Below are 22,615 nucleotides of genomic sequence, written 5' to 3'. Positions count from 1 at the left end.
TAAGACTATTTAGCCGGCGCCTCGGGTAGAATAGAGACAAACAGCACTTTTCTCACCCCGAACAAGGGTAAGTCGAGACCATATGACGTTTAAGGTCCGAAGCCTGAACTCTCTGGTATTTCGAGTGACCGCCATTCTCGTGACGGTTGTAACCCTTTCGATCGTCCTCATTTCTTCGCTCGGGTATCTTGAGCTTTACAACACTGCGGAAGAGCACGCCTCCATTCGCGTTGACCGGGCGGGACGCACCGCAGCGACTGCGCTTTATCATGCGTATTCCGGTCAGTTCGAGATCGAGCGCGACGATAATGGTCGGCCCGTACGGATACGCCTCACGGAAAGCACGCAAGCGGACATCCTGTCCTACACGGACGCCTATGACAGGCTGCTTGCTGACATTGGCCAAGCAAACCAGGGCGCAGCCAACTTGTTCCGCTATAACGAACAGACCCGGCATTTCGACCGTTTTGCGACCACCTTTCGGAAACCGGACGGGTCCCTGCCACCGCCCATGTCAATCACTGGCGATCACCCGGCTTACAGCGATTTGGCGAACGGGGTGATGCATGTCGGCGAAGTCCCTGTCATGGGCCGCCAGCGGCTTGCTTATCTGACACCAATCGTTACAGCCGAAAACGGGCTTGCCGGAGCACTCGCGGTCGATGTCGGCTGGGCCGATGACCTCAAACTTGCGGAAGAAACCCTGCAGAACAAAGTGCTCACCGTGTCTGCACTTATTCTCGCTCTGGCGGGCGTCACCGGCATCGTAATGATGCGGCGTGAAATGCACCGTATTCGGCGCCTTGCCGGCTATGCAAATGCCGTTGCGGCGGGCGAGGATCCTGGCGACGTGCCCTATACCAAACGCGGAGATGATGTCGGACACCTTGCCCAGGGTCTGGCAAAGGTCATTGATTTGCGCGAAAAGCTTGAAACGCTTGCCTTTACGGATCCGGTCACCGGCTGCGGCAACCGGGCAAAATACCTTCACGACCTCACGGCGGCGGTGGACCGGGCAAAAATTGGTGAGCGAACCGCTCTGGTTCACATGGACATCGATGGATTTGCGAAGGTCAACGATGCATTTGGCCAACAGCTCGGCGATAGGGTTCTAGAGCAAACCAGCAAACGGCTCAAACAGGGGTTTGGCCCGCATGCCAAGATCGCCCGGCTGTCCGGTGACGATTTTTGTATTCTCTTGCCGCTTGGTCACGATGAATCGCAGGCAGCCCGCCGGGTCAATCATGCACTCGATTTGCTGTCGCAACCCATTGTGCTGCCCGAAGCCGAGGTTTATGTCGAGCCCGCCATGGGCATCACGCTTCTGCCGGATGATGGGCCCGATGCAGACACGGCTCATCGCAAAACCTGCCTCGCACTGCGCGCCGCCAAGAGCGAGCTTAGCCCGCGGTTTTCCTTTTTCTCCGAGCACTTGAATGCCCGCGCACAGCGCGAACTTGCGCTTGAGGGCATGCTGCGCGACGCCCTTCGCACCGGCGCCCTAACCTTGCATTACCAGCCGCAAGTGTGCCTGCGGCGCATGTGCCTTAAAGGCTTCGAGGCTCTCGCCCGCTGGCCCCAAAAAGATGGCGGCTATATCCCACCATCTGATTTCATCCCGATTGCAGAAAAAACCGGCCTGATTGTTGAACTCGGCAATTGGGTGCTCGACCAGAGCTGCCGCCAAGCCAAGGAGTGGCGCGATGAGGGGCTTTCATTCGACTATGTGTCTGTGAACGTGTCGCCAATCCAGATCTGGCAACCGAATTTCGAGCACATCGTACAGGCCAGCCTCAGCGCTCATGATCTGCCGCCGAATTGCCTGGTCCTTGAGGTCACCGAAAACGTTTTCGTCGGACATGACGAAAACCGTGTTCTGGACGTATTGCGCCGGATCCGCGAGCTTGGTGTTTTGCTTTCACTGGATGATTTCGGCTCGGGATATTCATCGCTAAGCTATTTGAACCGCCTTCCATTCGGGCAGCTGAAAATCGATCGCGCCTTCGTGGCCGGGATTGATCTGGACGTGAACAAGGTCAAGTTGCTCAAGGGAATGGTCAATCTTGCGCACACGCTCGGCTTGAAAGTCATAGCCGAAGGCGCAGAGGAAGCGCCGGAAGTTTCAATTGTCCGCGAGCTTGGATGCGATGGCATTCAAGGATTCTACTTCGGGCGCCCGGCTCCGGCAGAGGAGATCCGGAGCCTCATGGACAACATTGTCACCCTCGCCCCTGCTTTCAACACCAAACACCTTCAAAGCACAGGTTAGAAAGCCCTTCGCTCCAAAATTCCATATGAAACCTTGGCAAAAACCGCAGGACAAGGCGCTCACAGAGATGCCAAGGCCCTGCTCAGGTTCTTAGAATAGGTCGGTAAATAGAAATTTGGTGCGGACGACGGGACTCGAACCCGTATGACCGAAGTCGAGGGATTTTAAGTCCCTTGCGTCTACCAGTTTCGCCACGTCCGCGATAGCTACTCCCTAGCCAAAGGCTGGGGCAACCGCAAGCGCCAACTGACTATTTTCACATGGCAGGCGCTATGCGCGTTCTGATTGCTCTGGAAATCCTGGCATGAGTTCAGTATGTGATGTCTAATGAAGGCGCATGCGGCCCTTGCGGCCGACCGGCACAGCTGGCCGGTGCACACAATTGTTCAGGCTAGTGAGTTTCGACACCCGACATGGTCACCTATATCGATGCAGCAGAGGCCCCGCTCAAGAACACCGGCCAAGTCAGGCTCTACGGCCCGGATGATTTTGCCGGCATGCAGGCAGCCGGACAATTGACCGCCCAGTGCCTTGACGATCTCACCGATCTGGTCAAGCCCGGGGTGACCACGCAAGAAATCGACGATTACGTCTATGAATTCGGCATGAAGCACGATGCCATTCCCGCGACGCTGAATTACCGGGGCTACACGAAGTCGTCCTGCACTTCGATCAACCACGTTGTGTGCCATGGGATTCCAAACAACAAACCTCTGCGCGAGGGCGATATCGTCAACATTGATGTGACGTATATCCTGGACGGATGGCACGGGGATTCCAGCCGGATGTACGGGGTTGGAAAACTGAAACGCGCGTCAGAACGTTTGATCGATGTGACGTACGAGTCCCTTATGCGCGGCATCGAGGCTGCAATACCGGGCAACACCACGGGGGACATCGGCGCCGCCATCCAGACCTATGTCGAAGCGGAACGCTGTTCCGTGGTGCGTGACTTTTGCGGCCACGGTGTCGGCCAGCTGTTTCATGACACGCCGAACATTTTGCATTACGGCCGTCCGGGAGAGGGTGTTGAGCTGAAACCCGGCATGATCTTCACCATTGAGCCGATGGTCAATCTGGGCCGCCCGCACGTCAAGGTGCTGAGCGACGGCTGGACGGCCGTCACACGCGACCGGTCTCTATCGGCGCAATTTGAACATTCTATCGGCATCACGCCGGACGGTTGTCAGATTTTCACCACTTCGCCCCAGGGCCGTGACAAGCCCGCAACCAGCAGCTAGACCCTTCATGAGCGACCAGGCGAGCGGATTTAACGATAAAGCGGCCCGCCCGGACCAAGAAGGCCATCGAGATCGCTTAAGAGCCCGTTTCAAATCCGCCGGACCGTCTGCCCTTCCCGATTACGAGCTTTTGGAACTGCTGCTGTTTTCGGCTCTGCCGCGCCAGGACACAAAGCCGATCGCCAAGGACCTGCTCCGCCGCTTTCGGTCGCTGTCGGGCGTTTTGGGTGCAAAGCCCGAACGGCTCAAGGAAGTGCCGGGTGTCGGCGACAAGGTCACGGATCTTTTGAAGGTCGTCGATGCAGTTCTGGTGCGCAGCGCGAAAGAAGAGATCAACGAACGCACCCCCTTGGACAGCTGGTCGAAGGTGACCGACTACCTGGGCATTGCCATGCAACACGCCGAGGTCGAACAGTTCCGAATCCTGTTCCTCGACAAGCGCAACGGATTGATTGCCGACGAAGTTCAGCAGACCGGAACGGTGGATCACACACCGGTCTATCCGCGCGAGGTCATCCGCAGAGCGCTGGAACTATCGGCCACCGCCCTGATTCTGGTTCACAACCACCCGTCAGGCGATGCCACGCCGTCCCGTGCGGACATTCAGATGACCCGGCAAATCGCGGATATCGCGAAACCACTCGGTGTGGAAGTGCATGATCACATTGTTGTCGGCCGCGGCCACACCGTAAGCTTCAGGGGCTTGCAGCTGTTGTAGTCTGTTTTTGATTCAAGGTCCCGGCCAACCGGATTTGGGCCGTATTTGTCATTTTAGTGAGTATTAGCGGAAATTGAGGTGTTTGTTTTTACAATTTTTGAAGTCTTTCCACCCACATTGTGCCTTTCATTAACCGGTTTTTGGCATGCTCGCCCATCATTTGAGGTGTGTGGATGCAACTGAGCGGGCGGTCTTCTGGCGGAAATCTGGCAAACGCCATCGTCATTCCGATGATTGTTGTCGTCGGGGTCGCGGTTGCCTGTGTCTTCGGCCTCATGATTTGGTCTTCCAGTGTGTCCGACCGTGCAGCTGCAGAGGGCGAGCGTCAGCTCCTGCAAGGTGCGCTCGAGCTTGAACTCGACCAGATGTCGAAACAGCAGATTAGCCGTGTGGTATCGGACCAGGCCTATTTCAAAGCCTCCAGCAGTCTGGTCGACCATGCCTGGCTTCGGCAAAACATTACCCGCCGGCTGGATGAGCAGCATGGTATGAGCCGGGCCCTGTTGATCGGCCGCGATTTGCAGCCTGCGTTCAGCTACGACCGGGCGCTTGAAAGAGACTGGATCACCAGTGAAGCAGTCTCTGACCTGGCTCCCTCCCTGGAAAACATTCGCGTCCGTTACTACGCGGCCTTCAAGGAAACACCATCCGGTCTGTTTCTGTTTGCGCCCGATGAAACAGGTCATGGCCGGACGTTCTCAGAATCAGGCCTGATCGCCATGGAGAACGGCGTCTACCTGTTCGCTGCCAGCGCGATCGTACAAGAGGTTGCAGCAGTTTCGGCCATGCGCAAGCAACCGGTAATACTCGTCAGCTTCAAGCCACTTGCAACCCGAAGCCTGGCAGAGATTGCCAGCATCTCCGGCCTCAAGGGGCTTAAATTCGTCCGCACCGAAGAAGAACTGATCGCGCAAGACAGCCTGACCGGCCTGAAACTGTATGATCCGCGCGGCACCCCGATCGGCTATCTGGCATGGACGCCAAGCAAACCGGGCTCGCAGATGCTGCACCGCCTCACACCGGTCCTGCTGCTGCTGGCACTTGCGCTGATCGGCCTGACCCTCGGTGTGATCGATTACACCAGGCAGACCGCCCGCCGCATCACCCGAAGCCAGGAACAAGCGGTCTATACGGCAAAACACGACGCCCTGTCGGGCCTGCCGAACCGGGAGCACTTTTCCCAATTGCTGAAGGCTGCACTGAAACAGCCCCAAACGGAAAAAGACAGTACGGCGGTCATTTATATTGATCTCGATCACTTTAAGGACATCAACGACACACTGGGTCATGCGGCAGGCGATGAAATTATCCGTGCTGTCGCGTCCCGGCTTCAGGGCGTCATGCCCCCCGACTCCTACGTGGCCCGAATCAGCGGTGATGAATTCGCCATGCTTCTGGCGCATTGCGACGGCCAAGAATGGATCGAGCACATTCTGACCCGCATTCAAGACCAGCTGGTGCACCCGGTCCGCGTTCATCAGAGCGAGAGTTATGTCAGCTTGTCCATTGGTGCAGCTGTGGCTCCGCGCGACGGGACGGAACCAGGAGAGTTGCTGCGCAAGGCCGACATTGCTCTTTATGACGCCAAAGAAAACGGCCGCGGCCGCTGGTCCTTCTTTGATCCGCGTATGCAGGAAGTGGTTCAGACCAAAGACAAGATGAGCCGCGACTTGCGCCAAGCCATTGATAAGGACGAACTGGAGGTCGCTTACCAGCCTCAATACGACCCTGTCGAAAACAAGATTGTTGCAATTGAAACCCTTGCCCGCTGGACGAAACCAGGCGTTGGTGCGATTTCCCCGGCCGTGTTTATTCCAATCGCGGAAGAAACCGGTTTGATCAATGATCTTGGGATCTGGATCCTGCGGCGCGCCTGCCGCGATGCGCACCGCTGGCCGGATCTCGTCGTGTCGGTCAATGTGTCGCCGACCCAGTTCCGGCATCCGCGATTTGTCGAGAAACTGATTGCGACCTTGGAAGACTTTGATTTGCCTCCGCAAAGACTGGAAATCGAAGTCACTGAAAACGTGTTCGCCGGACGTGACGACATCATTTTGCGGTCGCTGCAAAGAATCAAGGATCTGGGGGTCAAGGTTGCGCTTGACGACTTCGGCTCCGGCTATTCCAGCCTAAGTTACCTGCGCCGCTTTCCCTTCGACACACTCAAAATCGACCGGGACTTCATTCTCGGAATGGATCAAGGGAACGAGGCCCGGGCGATCCTCAAGTCGATCATCCAGCTTGGCAACGCCCTTGGCATGACCATCGTTGCAGAAGGGGTCGGAACGGCCGAACAGATCACGTTCTTGAAAGACAACGCCTGCCACCGGATCCAAGGGTTCTACATTTCCCGCCCCTTGAATGAAGAGGCTCTCATAGAGTTTTTGGCCGACTTCGATCTGGAAGCGCATATGGCATCGCTCAACCATTTTTCCGGTGACAAGCTGGCTGCCGAGAGCTGATCTGCGTTCGCGCGGCCTCAGCCGGATGCGAACTTGGCATCCAGCCGCTGTGAAATGCCATGAAAAACGGAAAACGGCTTGGCACTCCATCGGTCATGATCCGCGTCCGCCCAGTCGATTCCCGCCGATCCATAACGGGTGCGCACCATGTCCGAGACCCAGGCGCGGTGCTGGTGCGCGCGCTTTGCTCCAAGCCGGTTGCCGTCTGCCAGATAGGTTTGATGTGTGCCGACGGCAGCACAAAGATAGTCCACTCCGGTTCCGGTCTTGGAGGAAACCTCTACTACCGGAACAGTCCAGCTGGCATCTGATGCGCGGGCCAGTGACAAGGCTCCGGCGACATCCGAAGCCGCCCGTCGCGCCAGCGCCCCCATATCCGCCTTGGTAATGGCAATCACATCGGGCAGTTCCATGATCCCGGCTTTCATGAATTGCAAACTGTCGCCGGAGCCCGGTTGAATGCACAAAACGACTGTGTCGGCCGCCTGAACGAGATCGCTTTCCGATTGCCCAATCCCCACCGATTCCACTATGACCCGATCGCTTACCGCGCGCAGCAACGCAATTGCTGCAATGGCATGATCGGATAATCCGCCCAACCTGTCACGGGCCGCCATGGAGCGCACGAAGATCATCGTGTCTTCAGGATCGGTTGAAAGCCGTGTCCGGTCCCCCAGTAGAGCACCGCCCGTAAATTGTGAGGACGGGTCGATCGCCAGGACGCTGACGCGTTCGCCGCAGGCGCGGTAGGTGCGGATCAGACTGTCGGTCAGGGACGATTTTCCAACTCCCGGCGGGCCGGTCAGCCCAAGTACATGTCCGCCCGTCTGAGCAGCAGCGTGGTCGAGAAACCCAGCCAAGCGACCATTTCCGGCTTCCGTCTCCAACCGCGTTAGGGCGCGCGACAACGCCCTTTTCCCGCCCTTGCGGAGCTGCTGCAACTCCGCAGCAAATTCAGCCGTGTCTTTCGCCACCCGGACCTCGCTTGGCAAACTAAGCCTTGTTGCGCGCTTTCAATGCAGCCTGAGCTGCTGCAAGGCGGGCAATGGGCACGCGGAACGGAGAACACGACACATAATCAAGACCCACGCCTTCACAGAAGTGGATCGATGACGGATCCCCACCGTGTTCCCCGCAAATACCGAGCTTGATATCGGACCGCGTCTTGCGGCCGCGTTCGGCACCGATCTGAACAAGTTCCCCAACACCATCCTGGTCAAGCGAGACAAACGGATCCTGCTCAATCAACCCCTTGTTCTGATAGGTCCCAAGGAAGGACGCGGCATCATCGCGCGAAATTCCAAAAGTGGTCTGTGTCAGGTCATTGGTTCCAAACGAGAAAAACTCAGCCGATTTGGCGATCTCAGCCGCCTGCAAGGCTGCGCGTGGCAACTCCACCATCGTTCCGACCTGGTAGTCAATTGTCGAGGCGGTTTCATTGGCAACGGCTTCCGCCATTGCATCGATTCGGCTGCGGACCAGATCAAGTTCGCCTTTCAAACCGACAAGCGGAACCATGATCTCCGGCACGACCGGAGCTCCGGTCTTGCGGCCTGCTTCAACTGCGGCTTCGAAAATCGCCCGCGCCTGCATTTCCGCTATCTCGGGATAAGACACCAGCAGACGGCAGCCACGGTGACCCAGCATCGGGTTAAATTCTTCCAGTGACAGCGCCCGGTCGCGCAGCAGTTCCGGAGCGATGTTCATGGCCTTGGCAACTTCGTCCAGTTCTTCATCGGTCTTCGGCAAGAACTCGTGAAGCGGCGGATCCAGCAACCGGATGGTGACCGGCAGCCCCTTCATGATCTCGAAGATCTCCGTGAAGTCCTTCCGCTGCATCGGCAGCAGCTTGTCGAGGGCAGCCCGCCGTCCCTGCTCGCTGCCTGCGAGGATCATCTCCCTCACCGCAATGATGCGTTCGCCCTCAAAGAACATGTGCTCCGTACGGCAGAGGCCGATGCCTTCAGCGCCGAACTCCCGTGCAACCTTGGCATCTTGCGGGGTTTCCGCATTGGTGCGGACACGCATGCGCCGCGCTCTGTCCGCCCAGGCCATAAGGGTTCCGAAATCGCCCGACAAAACCGGCTGAAGCATGGCGACTTCGCCGGAGAGGATCTGCCCGGACGCACCGTCGATGGTGATGATGTCCCCCTTGTTGAGGGAGCGTCCGCCGACCGTCATGGTTCCGTTCCGGTAGTCAATTCTCAGACCGCCGGCGCCGGCAACACAGGGCTTGCCCATACCGCGCGCGACGACCGCCGCGTGGCTGGTCATGCCGCCACGGCTGGTCAGGATGCCTTCGGCCGCATGCATGCCGTGAATGTCTTCCGGGCTGGTTTCAACCCGGACCAGAATGACCGGACGGCCAGCAGCCTTGGCCTCCTCGGCTTCGTCGGAGGTAAAAACGATCGCACCGGATGCAGCGCCCGGTGATGCCGGCAAACCGGTGGCCAAAATGTCCCGATCGGCCTTGGGGTCGATGGTCGGGTGCAGCAACTGATCCAGCGCCCCGGGCTCAACCCGGCCAACAGCTTCCTCTTCGCTCAGGAGACCTTCGTCGACCATGTCGACGGCAATTTTCAGGGCAGCCTTCGCGGTGCGCTTGCCGGCCCGGGTCTGCAGCATCCAGAGCTTGCCTTTTTCAATCGTGAATTCCAGATCCTGCATGTCCCGGTAGTGTTTTTCGAGCTTATCGCAATAGGACTGGAACTCGGCAAATGCCTCCGGCATCAGGTTTTCAAGCGATGGGCGCTCAGAGCCTGCTTCGATACGCGCTTTTTCGGTAATGTCTTGCGGCGTGCGAATCCCCGCAACGACATCTTCACCTTGTGCGTTGACCAGAAATTCGCCGTACAGTGTCTTTTCGCCGGTCGATGGATTGCGGGTAAATGCCACACCCGTCGCGGACGTCTCGCCCATATTGCCGAACACCATCGCCTGCACGTTGACCGCTGTGCCCCAATCCCCAGGAATTTCGTGGAGCCTGCGGTAGGTCACGGCGCGGGGCACCATCCAGGAACTGAACACCGCGCCGATTGCCCCCCAAAGCTGTTCCTTGGCGTCCTGAGGAAACGGGTTGCCGAGCTCTTCTTCAACCAGCGCCTTGTATTTTTCGATAATGCCGACCCAATCGTCTGCGGAGATTTCCGTGTCGAGCGTCAGGCCTTTTAGCTGCTTATGGTCTTCAAGAATCTCTTCAAATTCATGGTGATCGAGCCCAAGCACGACGTCGGAATACATCTGAATGAACCGGCGGTAACTGTCATAGGCAAAGCGCATATCATTTGCGTCCGCGCCGATCGCCTTAACGGTCTCGTCGTTGAGACCAAGGTTCAATACCGTATCCATCATTCCCGGCATCGACACCCGGGCGCCGGAGCGGACCGAAACCAGCAACGGCAGCTTCTCGTCGCCGAATTTGCGACCTGTCGCCTCACCCACCGCATCCAGCGCCGCTTCCACCTGGGCGGTCAGCTCATCCGGATAGGATTTGTCGTGGTCGTAATACCAGGTGCACACGTCGGTGGTGATGGTAAACCCTGGGGGAACGGGCAAGCCAAGGCTGCTCATTTCCGCAAGGTTTGCACCTTTGCCACCGAGCAGGTTCCGCATGTCTGCGGCGCCTTCCGCGGCTCCATTACCGAACGTGTAGACCCATTTGGTCATGTGGGAACTCCGTTTGATGACCTCACAAGCGCTCACAATTGCGCGGGTTCTGCCCTGCCCATTGCTGCGCTGCACCTTCCTGCTACGCCCACACGTCAGCTTCAAGTTATTTTTTAGCAGTAGAACCAAGCAAATGCGGCTGAATGCGTCGATCGGACCCAACGTCATCAGAATTTAATGGGTTTAATTTCGAACCTGTGACTTTCCCCGGTTTTCCTTGCTCAGTGGCCGCAAAGTCGCCATTGTCAGCGTAATGATTAAGAACGCCGTCGACGAGGACGGTACGATTTGCGAGGTGATATGAAAAAAGCCCCCGGCGCGCGCGCCCGCTCAACAAACATTAAGAGCTGGCTCAAAACTTTTGCGCTGATCGGAATTGTGGCCGGACCAGCAGCTCACCAGGCGCATGCAGAGACGTCCGCTGTCGTGACCGAACCGAGCAGCGCGCAATTTGGTACGCCAGCTGATCTGCCCGTGACGCTTGCCGGCAGCTACCTGGCCGGGCGCCTTGCAGGCTTCAACAAGGACTACGCCCAAGCCGCAGCGTTTTATCAGGAGGCCCTGAACACTGATCAGGACAATCCGATGCTGTTGGAACGCACGTTTATTCTCAAACTGGCACATGGCGATGTCATCGAGGCAGAGCACTACGCCAATGAGATGGAGCGGGTCGGCAACGACAACTTCCTTGCGCATCTGACCCAGGCAAGCAGCGCGATGCTTCAGGGCGACTATGGCGATGCCGAAGCGGATCTTGGCAAACCTGGAAATGCAGGCCCCCTTGCCCAACTGACAATCGGAATATCCAAAGCCTGGGCTCTTTATGGCGCAGGCCAGGTTGACGCTGCACTTCAGACAATTGCGGATTTGCGCGGTCCCGAGTGGTTCGAAGTGTTCAAATCAACCCACCGGGCGCTGATTGCCTTTGCCGCCGGGCAGAACGAGCTCGCGCTTTCAGAGATCGAGGCCGCCTATGCAGCGGATCAGGGAGCCATTCGCACCGTCGATGCCTATGCCCGGCTTCTGACGGTGAACGGGCGCAAAGCCGACGCACTGGAAATCCTGGATGACTTCGACCGGCTTTTGAGTGGCCATCCGCTTCTCGTCAAAACACGGCTTGATATTGAATCCGGCGCACCGATCGATCCGATCGTGATTGATCCTGCAGCCGGCATGGCGGAAATCCTCTATGGTCTTGGATCGGCTATTGGCCGCGACGGTGCCGAAGAATTGTCAGCGGCCTATCTGCAGCTGTCTTTGCATCTCGATCCGTCGGCAGAGTTCGCCGCAATAGCTCTAGGCGGACTGTTTGAACGGCTGGAACAACCGGCGCGGGCCATAGACGTTCTCAAGATGGTGCCCGGCGACTCGCCGTTGAAGCGGGACGCGGAAATCCAGATAGGTCTCAACTACAATGCACTGGACGATATCGACAGCGCCCGGGCGCATTTGGAAGCGTTGATCGCACAAGACCCAAATGAGCTGGAGGCCATCACCTCGCTTGGCAACATCTTGCGCAACCATGAAAAGTTTGAGGAAGCCGAGAAAATCTACAGTCAGGCTCTGGCGACGATCGACACGATCAACGACGAACACTGGCTGCTGTTTTACTTCCGCGGGATCTGCCGGGAGCGGCTTGGAGAATGGACTGATGCGGAGGCAGATTTCCGCAAGGCACTGGAATTGAATAAAGACCAGCCGCTTGTCCTGAACTACCTGGGATATTCACTTGTCGATCAGGGCCTCAAACTGGACGAGGCGCTGGCGATGATCGAAAAGGCTGTCGAACTCCGTCCCAATGATGGCTACATCGTCGACAGCCTCGGCTGGGTCTATTACAAGTTGGGCCGCTATGAAGAAGCGGTGCGCGAGCTTGAACGGGCCATCGAGTTGCGCCCGTCCGATCCCGTGATCAACGACCACCTTGGGGACGCCTACTGGAAAGTCGGCCGCCGGAACGAGGCCCGGTTCCAATGGAACCACGCACGGGACCTTGAGCCCGAAGAAGACGAGCTGCCGAAAATCCGGGAAAAAATCGCAAACGGCCTTCCCGATGATCCGGAGACCAATGCGGCCCAGGCCACAGGCGACGACCAGAACGGCGGATAAGCGCTCTTTGCCATGACTTTATCTGCAATGAATCGCCCGGCGCCGCAACTGGCCAGGGCGAAAATCAACCTTGCGCTCCACGTGACCGGGCAGCGGGCCGACGGATACCATCTGCTTGATTCCTTGGTCGTGTTCCCCGAAATCGGCGACGTGTTGACATGCCGGCCGGGCCGCCGCTTGGAGCTGAGCCTGACGGGACCGTTTGCGCAGGCCCTGGCAAGTGATCAGGATAATCTGATCCTCAAGGCCGCAAGGACGTTTTCGGAAGCCGCCGGTACACCGGAACCGGACTTGGTATTTGATCTGGAGAAGAACCTGCCCGTCGCCTCGGGCATCGGTAGCGGTTCGGCAGACGCTGCAGCGGCTCTCCGGTTGTTGCAAGAGGCCATGGGCACCAGTCTCGCACCGAACAAACTGGCCGGTGTCGCGCTGTCTCTGGGCGCCGACGTTCCGGTGTGCCTGGCGTCCTGTTCTGCGCGGATGGGCGGAATCGGAGAACTCTTGACACCTGCGCCGGCCATGCCCGAAGCGGATATCCTCCTGGTCAATCCGGGTGTTGGCATTTCAACGCCCGCCGTCTTCAAATCAATGGAAAGCCGTGCGAACCCGGAGATGCCAGACATTCCGGACCGCTTTCAATCGCTCAGTGTCCTTGTTTCCTACCTGCAGCACACGCGCAACGACATGCAGGGCGCAGCGGAACGGTTGTGCCCAAGCGTGACGCAGGTGATCGAAACCCTGAAACAGGACAATCACATCGCCATTGCCCGCATGTCGGGATCTGGCGCGACCTGTTTCGGATTGGCTGAAGCAGGCAAAGGCGCGACAGCAGCGCAAAGGATCCGCTCGGTGCAGCCCGGTTGGTGGGTGGCTTCAGCCCCTTTGGGCTGACCCTCAGCTCACTCTGGCAATGCAGAAGGCGACGGCCTCGGCCAGCGCGTCCCGGTGACTTCCCGCAGGCAATCGGTCAAGCGCCTTGATCGCGTTTGCACCATAGGATTTGGCGCGCTCGACTGTGTCCGCAATCGCATCGTATTTTTTCATCAAGGCGATTGCTTCTTGCAGATCGGCATCCGTTACGTCATCGCCTTCCAGGCATCGTTGCCAGAAGGCGACCTCTTGATCCGTGCCACGCTGAATTGAGAACACAACAGGTAGCGTGATTTTGCCTTCGCGGAAATCGTCGCCAATGTCTTTGCCCAAATCTGCGGACGAACCTCCATAGTCGAGCGCATCATCAACAAGCTGGAACGCCAGCCCAAGCTCCATGCCATAGGTTCGAGCCGCGGCACGCATGGCTTCGTCCTGACCGGCAATGATTGGCCCGACTTCGGCTGCCGCTGCGAACAGTGCTGCGGTCTTTGCCTCAATCACCCGCAAATATTCTGCTTCGGATGTCTTGATGTTTTTAGCCGCGCCAAGTTGAAGGACCTCCCCCTCGGCGATAATGGCTGAGGCTTCGGAGAGAACCCTGAGCGCTTCAAGCGATCCAACATCGACCATCATCTTGAAGGCTTGCCCAAGAAGATAATCGCCGACAAGCACGCTGGCCTGGTTTCCCCAGAGCTTACGAGCTGCCAGCTTGCCGCGGCGCATGTCGCTCTCGTCGACAACGTCGTCATGCAGCAAGGTCGCGGTATGCATGAATTCTACGCTGGCCGCCAGGACTACGTGGCCGTCTCCCCGGTACCCGAACATGTTCGCACAGGCGAGCGTTAGCATCGGGCGCAGGCGCTTTCCTCCGGACGAAATCAGGTGCCTTGCGATTTCGGGGATTAATTCTACGTTTGACCCGGCTTTCGACAGGATGATCTGGTTGACGTCTTCCATACCCTTGGAAACAAGATCAACAAGCGACTGGATTCCGGGCTGTGACGGTGTTTGGTTCGACAAGGATGCAACGACGGCCACTCAAGGCACTCCTATTATGAATTGAGCGGACAATATGGCGGCTCGCAGTCTGGGGCAAGGGACCAATTGTTTGACAAACTGTTGAAAGCGCAGCACAGGCCATACCAACAGCTGTTCGCAAGTCAATTTCCTGCCACAGTGGACCGGCAACAATCAAAGAGCTCCTATGGAAGAACTCATTCGAACGAACGACCCGGTGCTGATTTCCTTTCTTGAGTCGCTGCTCGATGAGGCGGGCATTACGCACTTTGTCGCAGACGGCAACATGAGCATTCTCGAAGGCTCGCTGGCGATGATACCCCGGCGTGTTCTGGTTGACGGCGATCAGTTGCACAAAGCCCGCATGCTTGTCGAAGATGCCGGGCTTGCGCACGAATTGCGCCCGTTGCGCTCGCAAGACGGATCATGAGCGAACGGCCGGCAGATCGGGACGCAGCCACCACGCGCGATGCGTTTTTGGGGGGAAAGGTCCATATCCGGCAACCGAAGGATGGCTGGCACAGAGCCGGGCTCGATGCGGTTTATCTGGCCGCAGCCTTGCCCGAGAAAACGCAAGGCCATTTGGTTGACCTTGGCGCGGGGGTCGGCACAGCCGGATTTTGCGCCGCCGCCCGGCTTCCGGATCTGACCGTCACGCTGGTTGAAATCGACCCCGTGGTCCAGGACCTGTGTGGAGCGTCTCTGCGCGATCCTGAAAATGCGGGCTTTGCAGGCCGTGTGAACATGCTGACTGCAGACGTAACGGCAAAGGGCGCAGAGCGCCATGCCTCGGGACTGGTGCCGCGTCTTGCCGACCACGTGATCATGAACCCGCCTTATTACGAAATCGACCGCTTTCGCTCATCGCCCAAAAACGAACGCGCGAGCGCGCATATGCTGGATGACCGCGGGCTGGAACCTTGGGTGCGCACAGCCTCGGACATTTTGCGGGTTGGCGGCAGCCTGACGGTGATTTTCCGCGCAGACGGCCTGCAACATGCGTTAACTGTCCTGGAAGGCAGGTTTGGCGCGATCGACGTCATCGCCATACGACCAAGAGCGGATGCGCCCGCAACCCGCATTCTCATCCGCGCAATTCGGGGCAGCCGGGCACCGCTGCAATTGTTGCCTGGCCTGGTTCTCCACGGTGAAAGCTCTGACTTTCTGCCAGATGCCAAAGCGGTCTTGCGGGATGGCGCGGGTCTTGGCCTGACCGCGCGCCGCTGATGAGTGCTGCCGAACCGGCCAAGTTTCTAGTGAATAACAATCTCGCCATCGGCAAAGCGGTAATCGACGGGTTCGACCAGTTTTTGATGCGCAATCCGGACGGAATGAATGCGGCCCTCGATTTCCCGCTCCCAGTAACTCAGGAACTTCGTCAGTTCCGGAAAATGCGGTGCCAGATCTTCGGTTTGCCACAAGAAGCTTTGCAGCAGTTTGGGATGGTCTGGCAGTCGGTACAGGATGTCAGCCGTAAGAAGGCCGTATCCCAGGATGCGTTTTTGAAAATCAGAGCTTGCTTTCATGATCTCCTCACTTTCCCGGTGAAAGAAAAAGTTTCGCGGAGATCAGGTTAACCAAATCTGAATTTTCAGAAAACTAGTCTATTTCCCAATATGTTAGCAGCATATAATAAAGAGTGCTGCCACGCTAATGAGTCACTTGCCGTTTGCCGATTATTGGCTCTGGATAGAGGTGAGATAGCCCAAAAATGCATCAATATCTTCCGGCGCGAAGGCAAATTCCGGCATGCCGTCGTGGCCGGTTACAATACCTTCGGCAAGGCTTTCCTCGAGCGTTTCCAGGGGATAACGCTGTGAAAGGTCCCGAAACGCCGGCGCGCCGTCCTGAGCACTGACGTCGCTTTCGGAGACTGCGTGGCACGTGGCACAATGAATTTCAGCGATTTCCCGGCCACTAGCCAGACTGGCGGCATCCGAGGGATACGGCGATCCGCTGGCCAATGCGCTGCTGCTGAAAATTGCTGAAATCGTTAGTGCCAGTGCCGCGTGCCGCATGTGTCCTCTCCTTGATTCGCCATCCTTATAAAGCGAAGCCCTGCCGCGCGAAATACGCGGCACTACGATCTGGAGAAACAGGCGCTAAATGCTGGCGAACACGAAGCCTTCATCGGCCCAGCCGGTCATGCCGCCAAGCATAACTTTAACCGGCCTGCCAAGCTCCGCCAGCTTGAGCGCGGCCTTGTCGGCGCCGTTGCAGTGTGGCCCGGCGCAATAGACCACAAACAACGTGTCCTTCGGCCAAGCGGCCATTCGTGTCTCCGTGATCTCTCTATGGGGAAGATGAACTGCACCTGGAACATGCCGCTTTGCATACGCTTCGTGGGAGCCGATGACATGCAACACAATGAAACCGGTCTCCTTGTCCGCAAAGGCCGCGGCAACATCGGCACAATCGGTTTCAAACGATAAGCGGCCGGCAAAATGCTGTCTTGCGGTTTCGCTGGAGGCGGCAGGTGGGAAGCTGACGTAACTCATAGGATGTCCTTGGTGGTTTTACAGAGCAAGACTTACAGACTGGACTTCCCTCTCGCGATTGGCATGTATGACATGTATAGTTCAATTCATGCCAAATCATCGCTCCCCTCCTCCCCTGCCTCCGAATCTAGAGGTCGTTGCCCTCGCCTATGACGGCCTATGCCTGTTCGAATTTGGCATTGCCTATGAGGTTTTCGGACTAAACCGCCCTGAAATGGGCGAAAACTGGTACAGCTATTCAATTGCCGCGGTCGAACCGGGTGTCATTTCGACCGCTGTAGGACTTTCCATGAAAATCGAAAACGGCGTTGAGGCGCTTGAGAACGCAGGTACGGTCATTGTCCCCGGCTGGGCCGGGCTGGATGTACCGGTGCCCGATGCCGTCAAGGCGGCTTTGATCAAGGCGCATTCCCGGGGCGCCCGGATTCTATCCATATGCTCCAGCGTGGTCGTTCTGGCCGAGACCGGACTTTTGGACGGTCAGGAAGCAACCACCCACTGGCGCTACGCGGACACGCTTCAAGCACGGTATCCCAGACTGAAGGTCCAACCGAACGTCCTGTACACCGACAATGGCCAGATCCTTACATCTGCGGGCAGCGCGGCCGGAATCGACCTCTGCCTACATCTCGTGCGGAGAGATTTTGGCCCCAAGGCTGCCAACATGGTTGCCCGGCGTCTGGTCGTGCCACCGCACAGGGACGGAGGCCAGGCGCAATTCATCAACGCACCGGTGCCAGCGCCCCATGAAGCCGGTAGGCTCAGCCCGCTTTTTGCCTTTTTGCGCGAAAATCTTGATCAAACCTTCACGTTGGAGACGCTGGCTCAGCGCGCCGGCATGAGCCGAAGAACCTTTTTGCGAAGATTCGAAGAGGCAACCGGGACCACACCGGCGCGCTGGCTCACACTGGAACGGCTCAAGCGGGCCAAGGAACTTCTGGAGCTGGCAGACATTCCGGTCGACCAGGTGGCCCTTTCCTGTGGTTTCGGAACGGCCATGACGCTTCGGCACCACTTCCGCCAGCACGTTGGCACCTCACCGTCCGCCTACCGGAGCCGGTTCCAGCAGGTGCCAACAGCGTAGGCAGCGGCTGAAGCAGAGTTGAGACAAACGGCCGGTCTTGAGCATTTGCTGTGCCTTGCCACCTGCCCTTTGCCTGACTTAGCCTATATGTGACTGGAAGAACAAACACACGCCGTACCGGGAGCTATATCCACATGTCGACACCGCCCCTGCCCGCCTCGATTGACGAAACGCTCGGGCTGCTCGACACGGCAGGCTACGTTGCCGACCGGTCTCTGGCCACTGTGCTGCATCTGGCCTTGCGCATGAACCGCCCACTTTTTCTGGAGGGAGAAGCCGGTGTCGGCAAAACGGAAATTGCCAAAGTCCTGAGCAAAACCCTCAATCGCGACCTGATCCGCCTGCAGTGTTACGAAGGACTGGATGTGGCTTCGGCAGTCTATGAGTGGAATTATCCGGCCCAGATGGTTGAAATCCGGGTTTCCGAAGCTGCCGGCCACACCGATCATGCCGAGTTGTCGAAATCGATCTTTGACGAACGGTTTCTGATCAAAAGACCCGTGCTTCAGGCGCTCGAACCGTCCCTCAATGGCGCGCCGGTGTTCTTGATCGACGAACTCGACCGCGCGGACGAGGCGTTTGAGGCGTTTCTTCTGGAGGTTCTTGCCGACAATCAGGTGACCATTCCGGAGCTCGGCACGATCAAGGCGGAAGAGCCGCCAATCGTGATCATCACAACAAACCGAACGCGCGAGATCCACGACGCGCTCAAGCGCCGCTGCCTGTATCATTGGGTCGACTATCCCGATGCAGCGCGTGAACTTGAAATCGTCCGACGCAAAGTGCCGGGCGCCAACGCGCGCTTGTCTGAGGAAATCGTCGCTTTCGTGCAAAAGCTGCGCGAATCGGAAGACCTTTTCAAACAGCCCGGCGTGGCCGAAACACTTGACTGGGCGACAGCGCTGTCGGAACTCAATGAAATCGCGCTCGACCCGGACATGGCTTCGGACACATTGGGAGTTCTTCTGAAATATCAAGACGATATTGAGCGCGTACGCGGTTCGAAACTGCGTCAAATCATTGATGATATCCGCAAGGACGAACCGCAACCTCTTGGTCAGTCTTCCGGGCAATCTATTCCGGCCATCTAGGACCCACCATGACCCGCGCCGAATTGGCCTCCTCGGACGGCCGCATCGTCGACAATATTGTTTTTTTCGCCCGCACCTTGCGCAAGGCCGGCGTTCCAGCCGGTCCGGCCTCCGTTGTGGATGCGGTGCGGGCCGTCGAGGTCTCTGGTATCCAAAACCGCGAGGATCTGTATTGGACCCTGCACGCCGTTTTTGTTCGCAAACGCGAGCACCGCATCTTGTTTGACGAGGCTTTCCGGATTTACTGGCGCAATCGCGGTCTGATCGAAAAAATGCTGGCCATTCTGTCGCCGGTCGCACCACCGCGCGGCACGCCGGAAAAACCAAAGGCGGGTCAAACGCGCGTCTCTCAGGCGTTTCAGGCCGCGAAGGACAGGGTGAGCGAAGAAACCCGCCCTGAAGTCGAGGTTGATGCCAAATTCACCGTTTCGGGCAAGGAACTGCTGCAGTCCAAGGATTTTGCGCAGATGACCAGTGAAGAGATTGTACTCGCCAAGCAGGCCCTTCGCGATCTCGCGCTGCCCATGGACATGATCCGCCAGCGCCGGCTGACCACCGCGTCGCGCGGCCGTATCGATCCGCGCAGGTCACTAAGAGCCTCGATGCGCGCTGGTGGGGACATCATCGATCTCAAATTTCGCAAACCCGTTGAAAAGCGCCCGCCACTTGTTGCGCTGTGTGACATTTCCGGATCCATGAGCCAATACACCCGGCTAATCCTGCATTTTCTGCATGCCGTGACCGAAGAGCGCCGGGATGTACACACCTTCCTGTTCGGCACACGGCTGACAAATGTCACCCGGCAGCTGCGCATGAAGGACCCGGATGAAGCGCTGGAGGCCTGCGCGGAGGGCGTTGAAGACTGGTCGGGGGGGACCCGCATCGCTACGGCACTTCACGCGTTCAACCGGACGTGGTCGCGCCGCGTGTTGTCCGGCAGCCCGTCAGTCCTCCTGATTACGGATGGTTTGGAGCGAGACACCGACGAGGACCTAGAGCGGGAAATGGACCGGCTGCACCGGTCCTGCCGCCGCCTCATCTGGCTCAATCCACTGCTCCGGTTTGACGGATTTCAGGCCAAGGCAAAAGGCATCCGGGCCATGCTGCCTCATGTCGACGAGTTCCGCGCCGCGCACTCACTCGATGCCATTGAAGACCTTGTGGCTGCCCTGTCCGGTGCCGGAAACGGCATTGCTACGTCAAATCCGCGTACCTGGCTTAAAGCCGCCGGCTAGTTCAATGGCGCCTCTCAAGCGGATGTGAGCACAAGTGCACAGCACTCATGGCTCCGTCCTCCATTTTGAAGCGTATCATGATCATCAACAGTTTGGAGGACTTCGATGGTCAAGATATCATGCGGTGCACCTGATCAGCAGACCGTAGCTTTCAGCCGCCCGCGCAGCGCTTTTGCCGTGTTTGGACTTTGTTTTGCACTTCTGGCGGCCCCGGCATCTGCGAGCGGGCTGGGCGTCAATGGCACCTATATGCTGAACAAGCGGGACCTTACGACCCAATTTCAGGTGAAACTGCTGACCGGATCAGCGATCACGGGCCGATTTGAACAGGTCAGCGGCAAAATGGCTCTGTTTGAACGTCAGCCAGAGCGGAGCCGGATCGAGGTTGTTGTCGATCTATCCAGCGTGGTGACCAACAACCAGCGCGTTACAGACTTCCTGAAAAGCCCGGCCATGTTCGATGTCGAAACCAACGCGACGGCTGTGTTCACGAGCACCCGGGTCCGCAAAATCAATGACCGTCAGGCGGAAGTCGACGGTGTTTTGCAGTTGAAAGGCCAGACCCGCCCAACATCGTTATCGGTCTCACTGCAAGATGGCTCCACCGCGCAAAAAATTAATTTCCGCGCCGATGGCGGGTTTTTCCGGAGCTTGTTCGGCATGGCCGTCGGTCAGCCACTCTACGGGGACCGCGTCACCTTGAGCATTCAAGGTACCGGCCACCGCAGCTAAGCAGCATCATTTCTGAGAGTGCTGGATTGTGTTCTGAGCCGATGAAACGCGCTGTTTGATCGGCTTTTCCCATCCCGGCTTCTCCGGCGGCTTTACCTCGATTTGCCAAAGTTTCATAACTTCACCGTTGGGCAATTGAAGTCCGACGATTTTTGAAGTGAGAAGCCGTCCTTCGGCCCTTATTCGATGCAGTGTACCCCCGCGATCGGTCCGCCCCGGATCCAACGGCCGCCGTTTCATGATTTTATTATTGCCATAAGGCTGCGGCCGAAAAGGCTGATAGTCCATGCTGCTCAAGATGTCAGATCGGCCGCCGCCATACATTTTCAGGATGTCCTGTTCCGTGACTTTTGACGGCATTTTGTGAAGCGACGTGGCAATCTGCGTCTTGCTGATTGAGCCTTTCAGCAGTTCTCCTGGCAATGGGATCAGTGCCATGCCGCCATATTGCTCCAGCATGGCGGCTGTCATCGTATATTCCGGGATCGCCTTACCCATCAAAAGGTCAGTTTCCAGATTGGCTGTGGGCGACTTGAGGACGTGACCGGCTCCGTTAAGGATCGCCGAGGGCAATTTTTCTTCCGAACCCTTTTTGTATGCTGCATCGAACGCTGACAAATACGAGTCTTCAAATCCCTGCTGCTGGGTCCGCAGGCGCTGCTTTTCATTTAATTGGCTGACCGTTTTGTCACCGAATGAAAAGAACTTTTTCACACGGGTGTCCGTTTGTTTGAAAACATTGTCCACTGATGCCAGGTCGTTGCTTTTTCCGGACCGCTCCAGCCAGACTTTGTCGACCATGCCCTTGGCTGCCAGGGTCGCGACCAGTTCATGTGTTGCAACGGAGCCGTGCTTTTCGCCGATCATGATCACCCGGGCTTTCGGGTTCTGCTTGCAATACGCCTTCAGATCCTGATCAAGCTGTCCCCAGCCGGTCTTGAGTTTGGACAGATCCTTTGCACAAAAGGGCACGCTCTTCGCCTGTTTTGAATTTGGAGCGTAAGTGGACCAATCCACCGCCTTGGGAAACACAAACCGTGTGTGATGCGCGTCGGTTTTGGCGTTCGGAGACCCGTTGTTTTTGCCCAAGGCTATGTCATCGGCATTCAATTGATTGTTCACCACGCGCAAGCAGGTGTCATGAAGTTTCAGGAGAGCTTTCTGCGGGTCGAGGTATTTCGCAGCGAGACCGCTACCAACTTGGATCATAGGACGCATCGCAGCATCAAGTGCGTCCTTATTGTTTTGTGACGATTGCTGCTGCTTTGGATAAACGATCCGCGCACCCCCAAGTCCAGCTGCCGAAAGCAGAGCTTCGTTTGTGTTAAGCACACGATGAGCGCAAGCCTGTGGGTCCAGCTTTTTGTCCGTGAGGCCTTTCATGTCCCCAACGAGTGCTGTGGCATCCTGTGAAACAGCCTTGCCAGGTTGAAAACCGGTTATCAGACCTCCTTGGTTCTTGTTGATGCTTGGTTCAGCCTGTTTTTCTTCAAACACAATTGTCTGTGCGCTCTGCAATGGCTTGCGCTGCAGTGATGGAACGCTGTTGGCTGGCAAGCTTTTTGGCGCTGTTGGCGGGGGACCGGGCGGTCTTTTCCGGTGTTTCACTGAACCGGTGTG

19 protein-coding genes and 1 tRNA gene are annotated in these 22,615 nt (G+C 57.6%); 12 read left to right on the top strand and 8 right to left on the bottom strand.

Going from position 1 to position 22,615, the window contains the following annotated elements; translation table 11 throughout:
* Positions 1 to 82 precede the first annotated feature (82 nt).
* On the top strand, positions 83 to 2,269 hold the full coding sequence (locus tag JM93_RS07285; protein ID WP_145341746.1) for a bifunctional diguanylate cyclase/phosphodiesterase: 2,187 nt from the start codon (positions 83 to 85) through the stop codon (positions 2,267 to 2,269).
* A gap of 116 nt (positions 2,270 to 2,385) precedes the next feature.
* Here JM93_RS07285 and JM93_RS07280 read toward each other — a convergent pair.
* Positions 2,386 to 2,470: transfer RNA gene (locus JM93_RS07280), tRNA-Leu, on the bottom strand.
* A 212-nt stretch (positions 2,471 to 2,682) separates the two neighbouring features.
* Between JM93_RS07280 and map the strand changes: the two genes are divergently transcribed.
* The 3 genes from map to JM93_RS07265 all read left to right on the top strand — a co-directional run bounded on the left by map (position 2,683) and on the right by JM93_RS07265 (position 6,690).
* Positions 2,683 to 3,510, top strand: a complete 828-nt coding sequence (gene map, locus JM93_RS07275; RefSeq protein WP_145341744.1) for a type I methionyl aminopeptidase — start codon at positions 2,683 to 2,685, stop codon at positions 3,508 to 3,510.
* Positions 3,511 to 3,517: 7 nt separating this feature from the next.
* Positions 3,518 to 4,228 (top strand): RadC family protein, encoded by a 711-nt coding sequence (gene radC, locus JM93_RS07270; RefSeq protein ID WP_145341742.1) that lies wholly within the window; start codon positions 3,518 to 3,520, stop codon positions 4,226 to 4,228.
* 173 nt (positions 4,229 to 4,401) lie between these two features.
* On the top strand, positions 4,402 to 6,690 hold the full coding sequence (locus tag JM93_RS07265; protein ID WP_145341740.1) for a putative bifunctional diguanylate cyclase/phosphodiesterase: 2,289 nt from the start codon (positions 4,402 to 4,404) through the stop codon (positions 6,688 to 6,690).
* Between the two features lie 17 nt (positions 6,691 to 6,707).
* Here the strand turns inward: JM93_RS07265 and JM93_RS07260 are convergent, their stop codons facing one another.
* Positions 6,708 to 7,664 (bottom strand): ArgK/MeaB family GTPase, encoded by a 957-nt coding sequence (locus JM93_RS07260; protein ID WP_145341738.1) that lies wholly within the window; start codon positions 7,662 to 7,664, stop codon positions 6,708 to 6,710.
* Between the two features lie 19 nt (positions 7,665 to 7,683).
* Positions 7,684 to 10,356 carry a pyruvate, phosphate dikinase gene (ppdK, locus tag JM93_RS07255; protein WP_145341736.1) on the bottom strand — a complete coding sequence of 891 codons (2,673 nt, stop codon included), beginning with the start codon at positions 10,354 to 10,356 and terminating at the stop codon, positions 7,684 to 7,686.
* Between the two features lie 300 nt (positions 10,357 to 10,656).
* Between ppdK and JM93_RS07250 the strand changes: the two genes are divergently transcribed.
* Positions 10,657 to 12,465, top strand: a complete 1,809-nt coding sequence (locus JM93_RS07250; RefSeq protein ID WP_145341734.1) for a tetratricopeptide repeat protein — start codon at positions 10,657 to 10,659, stop codon at positions 12,463 to 12,465.
* A gap of 12 nt (positions 12,466 to 12,477) precedes the next feature.
* Positions 12,478 to 13,356: a 4-(cytidine 5'-diphospho)-2-C-methyl-D-erythritol kinase gene (locus JM93_RS07245; protein WP_208994986.1), complete on the top strand. Its 879-nt coding sequence runs from the start codon at positions 12,478 to 12,480 to the stop codon at positions 13,354 to 13,356.
* A gap of 3 nt (positions 13,357 to 13,359) precedes the next feature.
* Here the strand turns inward: JM93_RS07245 and JM93_RS07240 are convergent, their stop codons facing one another.
* Positions 13,360 to 14,376: a polyprenyl synthetase family protein gene (locus JM93_RS07240; protein WP_425280811.1), complete on the bottom strand. Its 1,017-nt coding sequence runs from the start codon at positions 14,374 to 14,376 to the stop codon at positions 13,360 to 13,362.
* Positions 14,377 to 14,542: 166 nt separating this feature from the next.
* Between JM93_RS07240 and JM93_RS07235 the strand changes: the two genes are divergently transcribed.
* Together JM93_RS07235 and JM93_RS07230 are read left to right on the top strand one after the other, a co-directional pair.
* Positions 14,543 to 14,785 (top strand): putative signal transducing protein, encoded by a 243-nt coding sequence (locus JM93_RS07235; protein ID WP_145341732.1) that lies wholly within the window; start codon positions 14,543 to 14,545, stop codon positions 14,783 to 14,785.
* Positions 14,782 to 15,582 carry a tRNA1(Val) (adenine(37)-N6)-methyltransferase gene (locus JM93_RS07230; protein WP_145341730.1) on the top strand — a complete coding sequence of 267 codons (801 nt, stop codon included), beginning with the start codon at positions 14,782 to 14,784 and terminating at the stop codon, positions 15,580 to 15,582. The genes JM93_RS07235 and JM93_RS07230 overlap by 4 nt, the downstream gene beginning before the upstream one ends.
* 26 nt (positions 15,583 to 15,608) lie before the next feature.
* Here the strand turns inward: JM93_RS07230 and JM93_RS07225 are convergent, their stop codons facing one another.
* The 3 genes from JM93_RS07225 to JM93_RS07215 form a co-directional block, all read right to left on the bottom strand.
* Entirely contained in the window at positions 15,609 to 15,881 is a 273-nt protein-coding gene (locus tag JM93_RS07225; RefSeq protein WP_145341728.1) for an usg protein, read from the bottom strand.
* Positions 15,882 to 16,031: 150 nt separating this feature from the next.
* Complete coding sequence (locus JM93_RS07220; RefSeq protein WP_145341725.1) at positions 16,032 to 16,373, bottom strand: c-type cytochrome; 342 nt, start codon at positions 16,371 to 16,373, stop codon at positions 16,032 to 16,034.
* 84 nt (positions 16,374 to 16,457) lie between these two features.
* Positions 16,458 to 16,853: a rhodanese-like domain-containing protein gene (locus JM93_RS07215; protein ID WP_145341723.1), complete on the bottom strand. Its 396-nt coding sequence runs from the start codon at positions 16,851 to 16,853 to the stop codon at positions 16,458 to 16,460.
* Positions 16,854 to 16,941: 88 nt separating this feature from the next.
* Here JM93_RS07215 and ftrA point away from each other — a divergent pair, with 88 nt between their 5' ends.
* The 4 genes from ftrA to JM93_RS07195 all read left to right on the top strand — a co-directional run bounded on the left by ftrA (position 16,942) and on the right by JM93_RS07195 (position 20,995).
* A complete protein-coding gene (gene ftrA / locus JM93_RS07210) occupies positions 16,942 to 17,937 on the top strand; it encodes a transcriptional regulator FtrA (protein WP_145341721.1) in 996 nt (331 codons plus the stop codon).
* 134 nt (positions 17,938 to 18,071) lie between these two features.
* Positions 18,072 to 19,028: an AAA family ATPase gene (locus tag JM93_RS07205; protein WP_145341719.1), complete on the top strand. Its 957-nt coding sequence runs from the start codon at positions 18,072 to 18,074 to the stop codon at positions 19,026 to 19,028.
* An 8-nt stretch (positions 19,029 to 19,036) separates the two neighbouring features.
* Positions 19,037 to 20,263 carry a vWA domain-containing protein gene (locus JM93_RS07200; protein WP_145341717.1) on the top strand — a complete coding sequence of 409 codons (1,227 nt, stop codon included), beginning with the start codon at positions 19,037 to 19,039 and terminating at the stop codon, positions 20,261 to 20,263.
* A 105-nt stretch (positions 20,264 to 20,368) separates the two neighbouring features.
* Entirely contained in the window at positions 20,369 to 20,995 is a 627-nt protein-coding gene (locus JM93_RS07195) for a YceI family protein (protein WP_145341715.1), read from the top strand.
* A gap of 6 nt (positions 20,996 to 21,001) precedes the next feature.
* On the opposite strand, the gene JM93_RS07190 is transcribed toward JM93_RS07195, so the two are convergent.
* Positions 21,002 to 22,513 carry a hypothetical protein gene (locus tag JM93_RS07190; RefSeq protein ID WP_145341713.1) on the bottom strand — a complete coding sequence of 504 codons (1,512 nt, stop codon included), beginning with the start codon at positions 22,511 to 22,513 and terminating at the stop codon, positions 21,002 to 21,004.
* Positions 22,514 to 22,615 lie beyond the last annotated feature (102 nt).

This window comes from Roseibium hamelinense (assembly GCF_007830545.1).
Lineage (GTDB): Bacteria > Pseudomonadota > Alphaproteobacteria > Rhizobiales > Stappiaceae > Roseibium > Roseibium hamelinense.
Note: the sequence above shows the minus strand (reverse complement) of the source record. Positions and strands in the feature narration are given on the sequence as shown.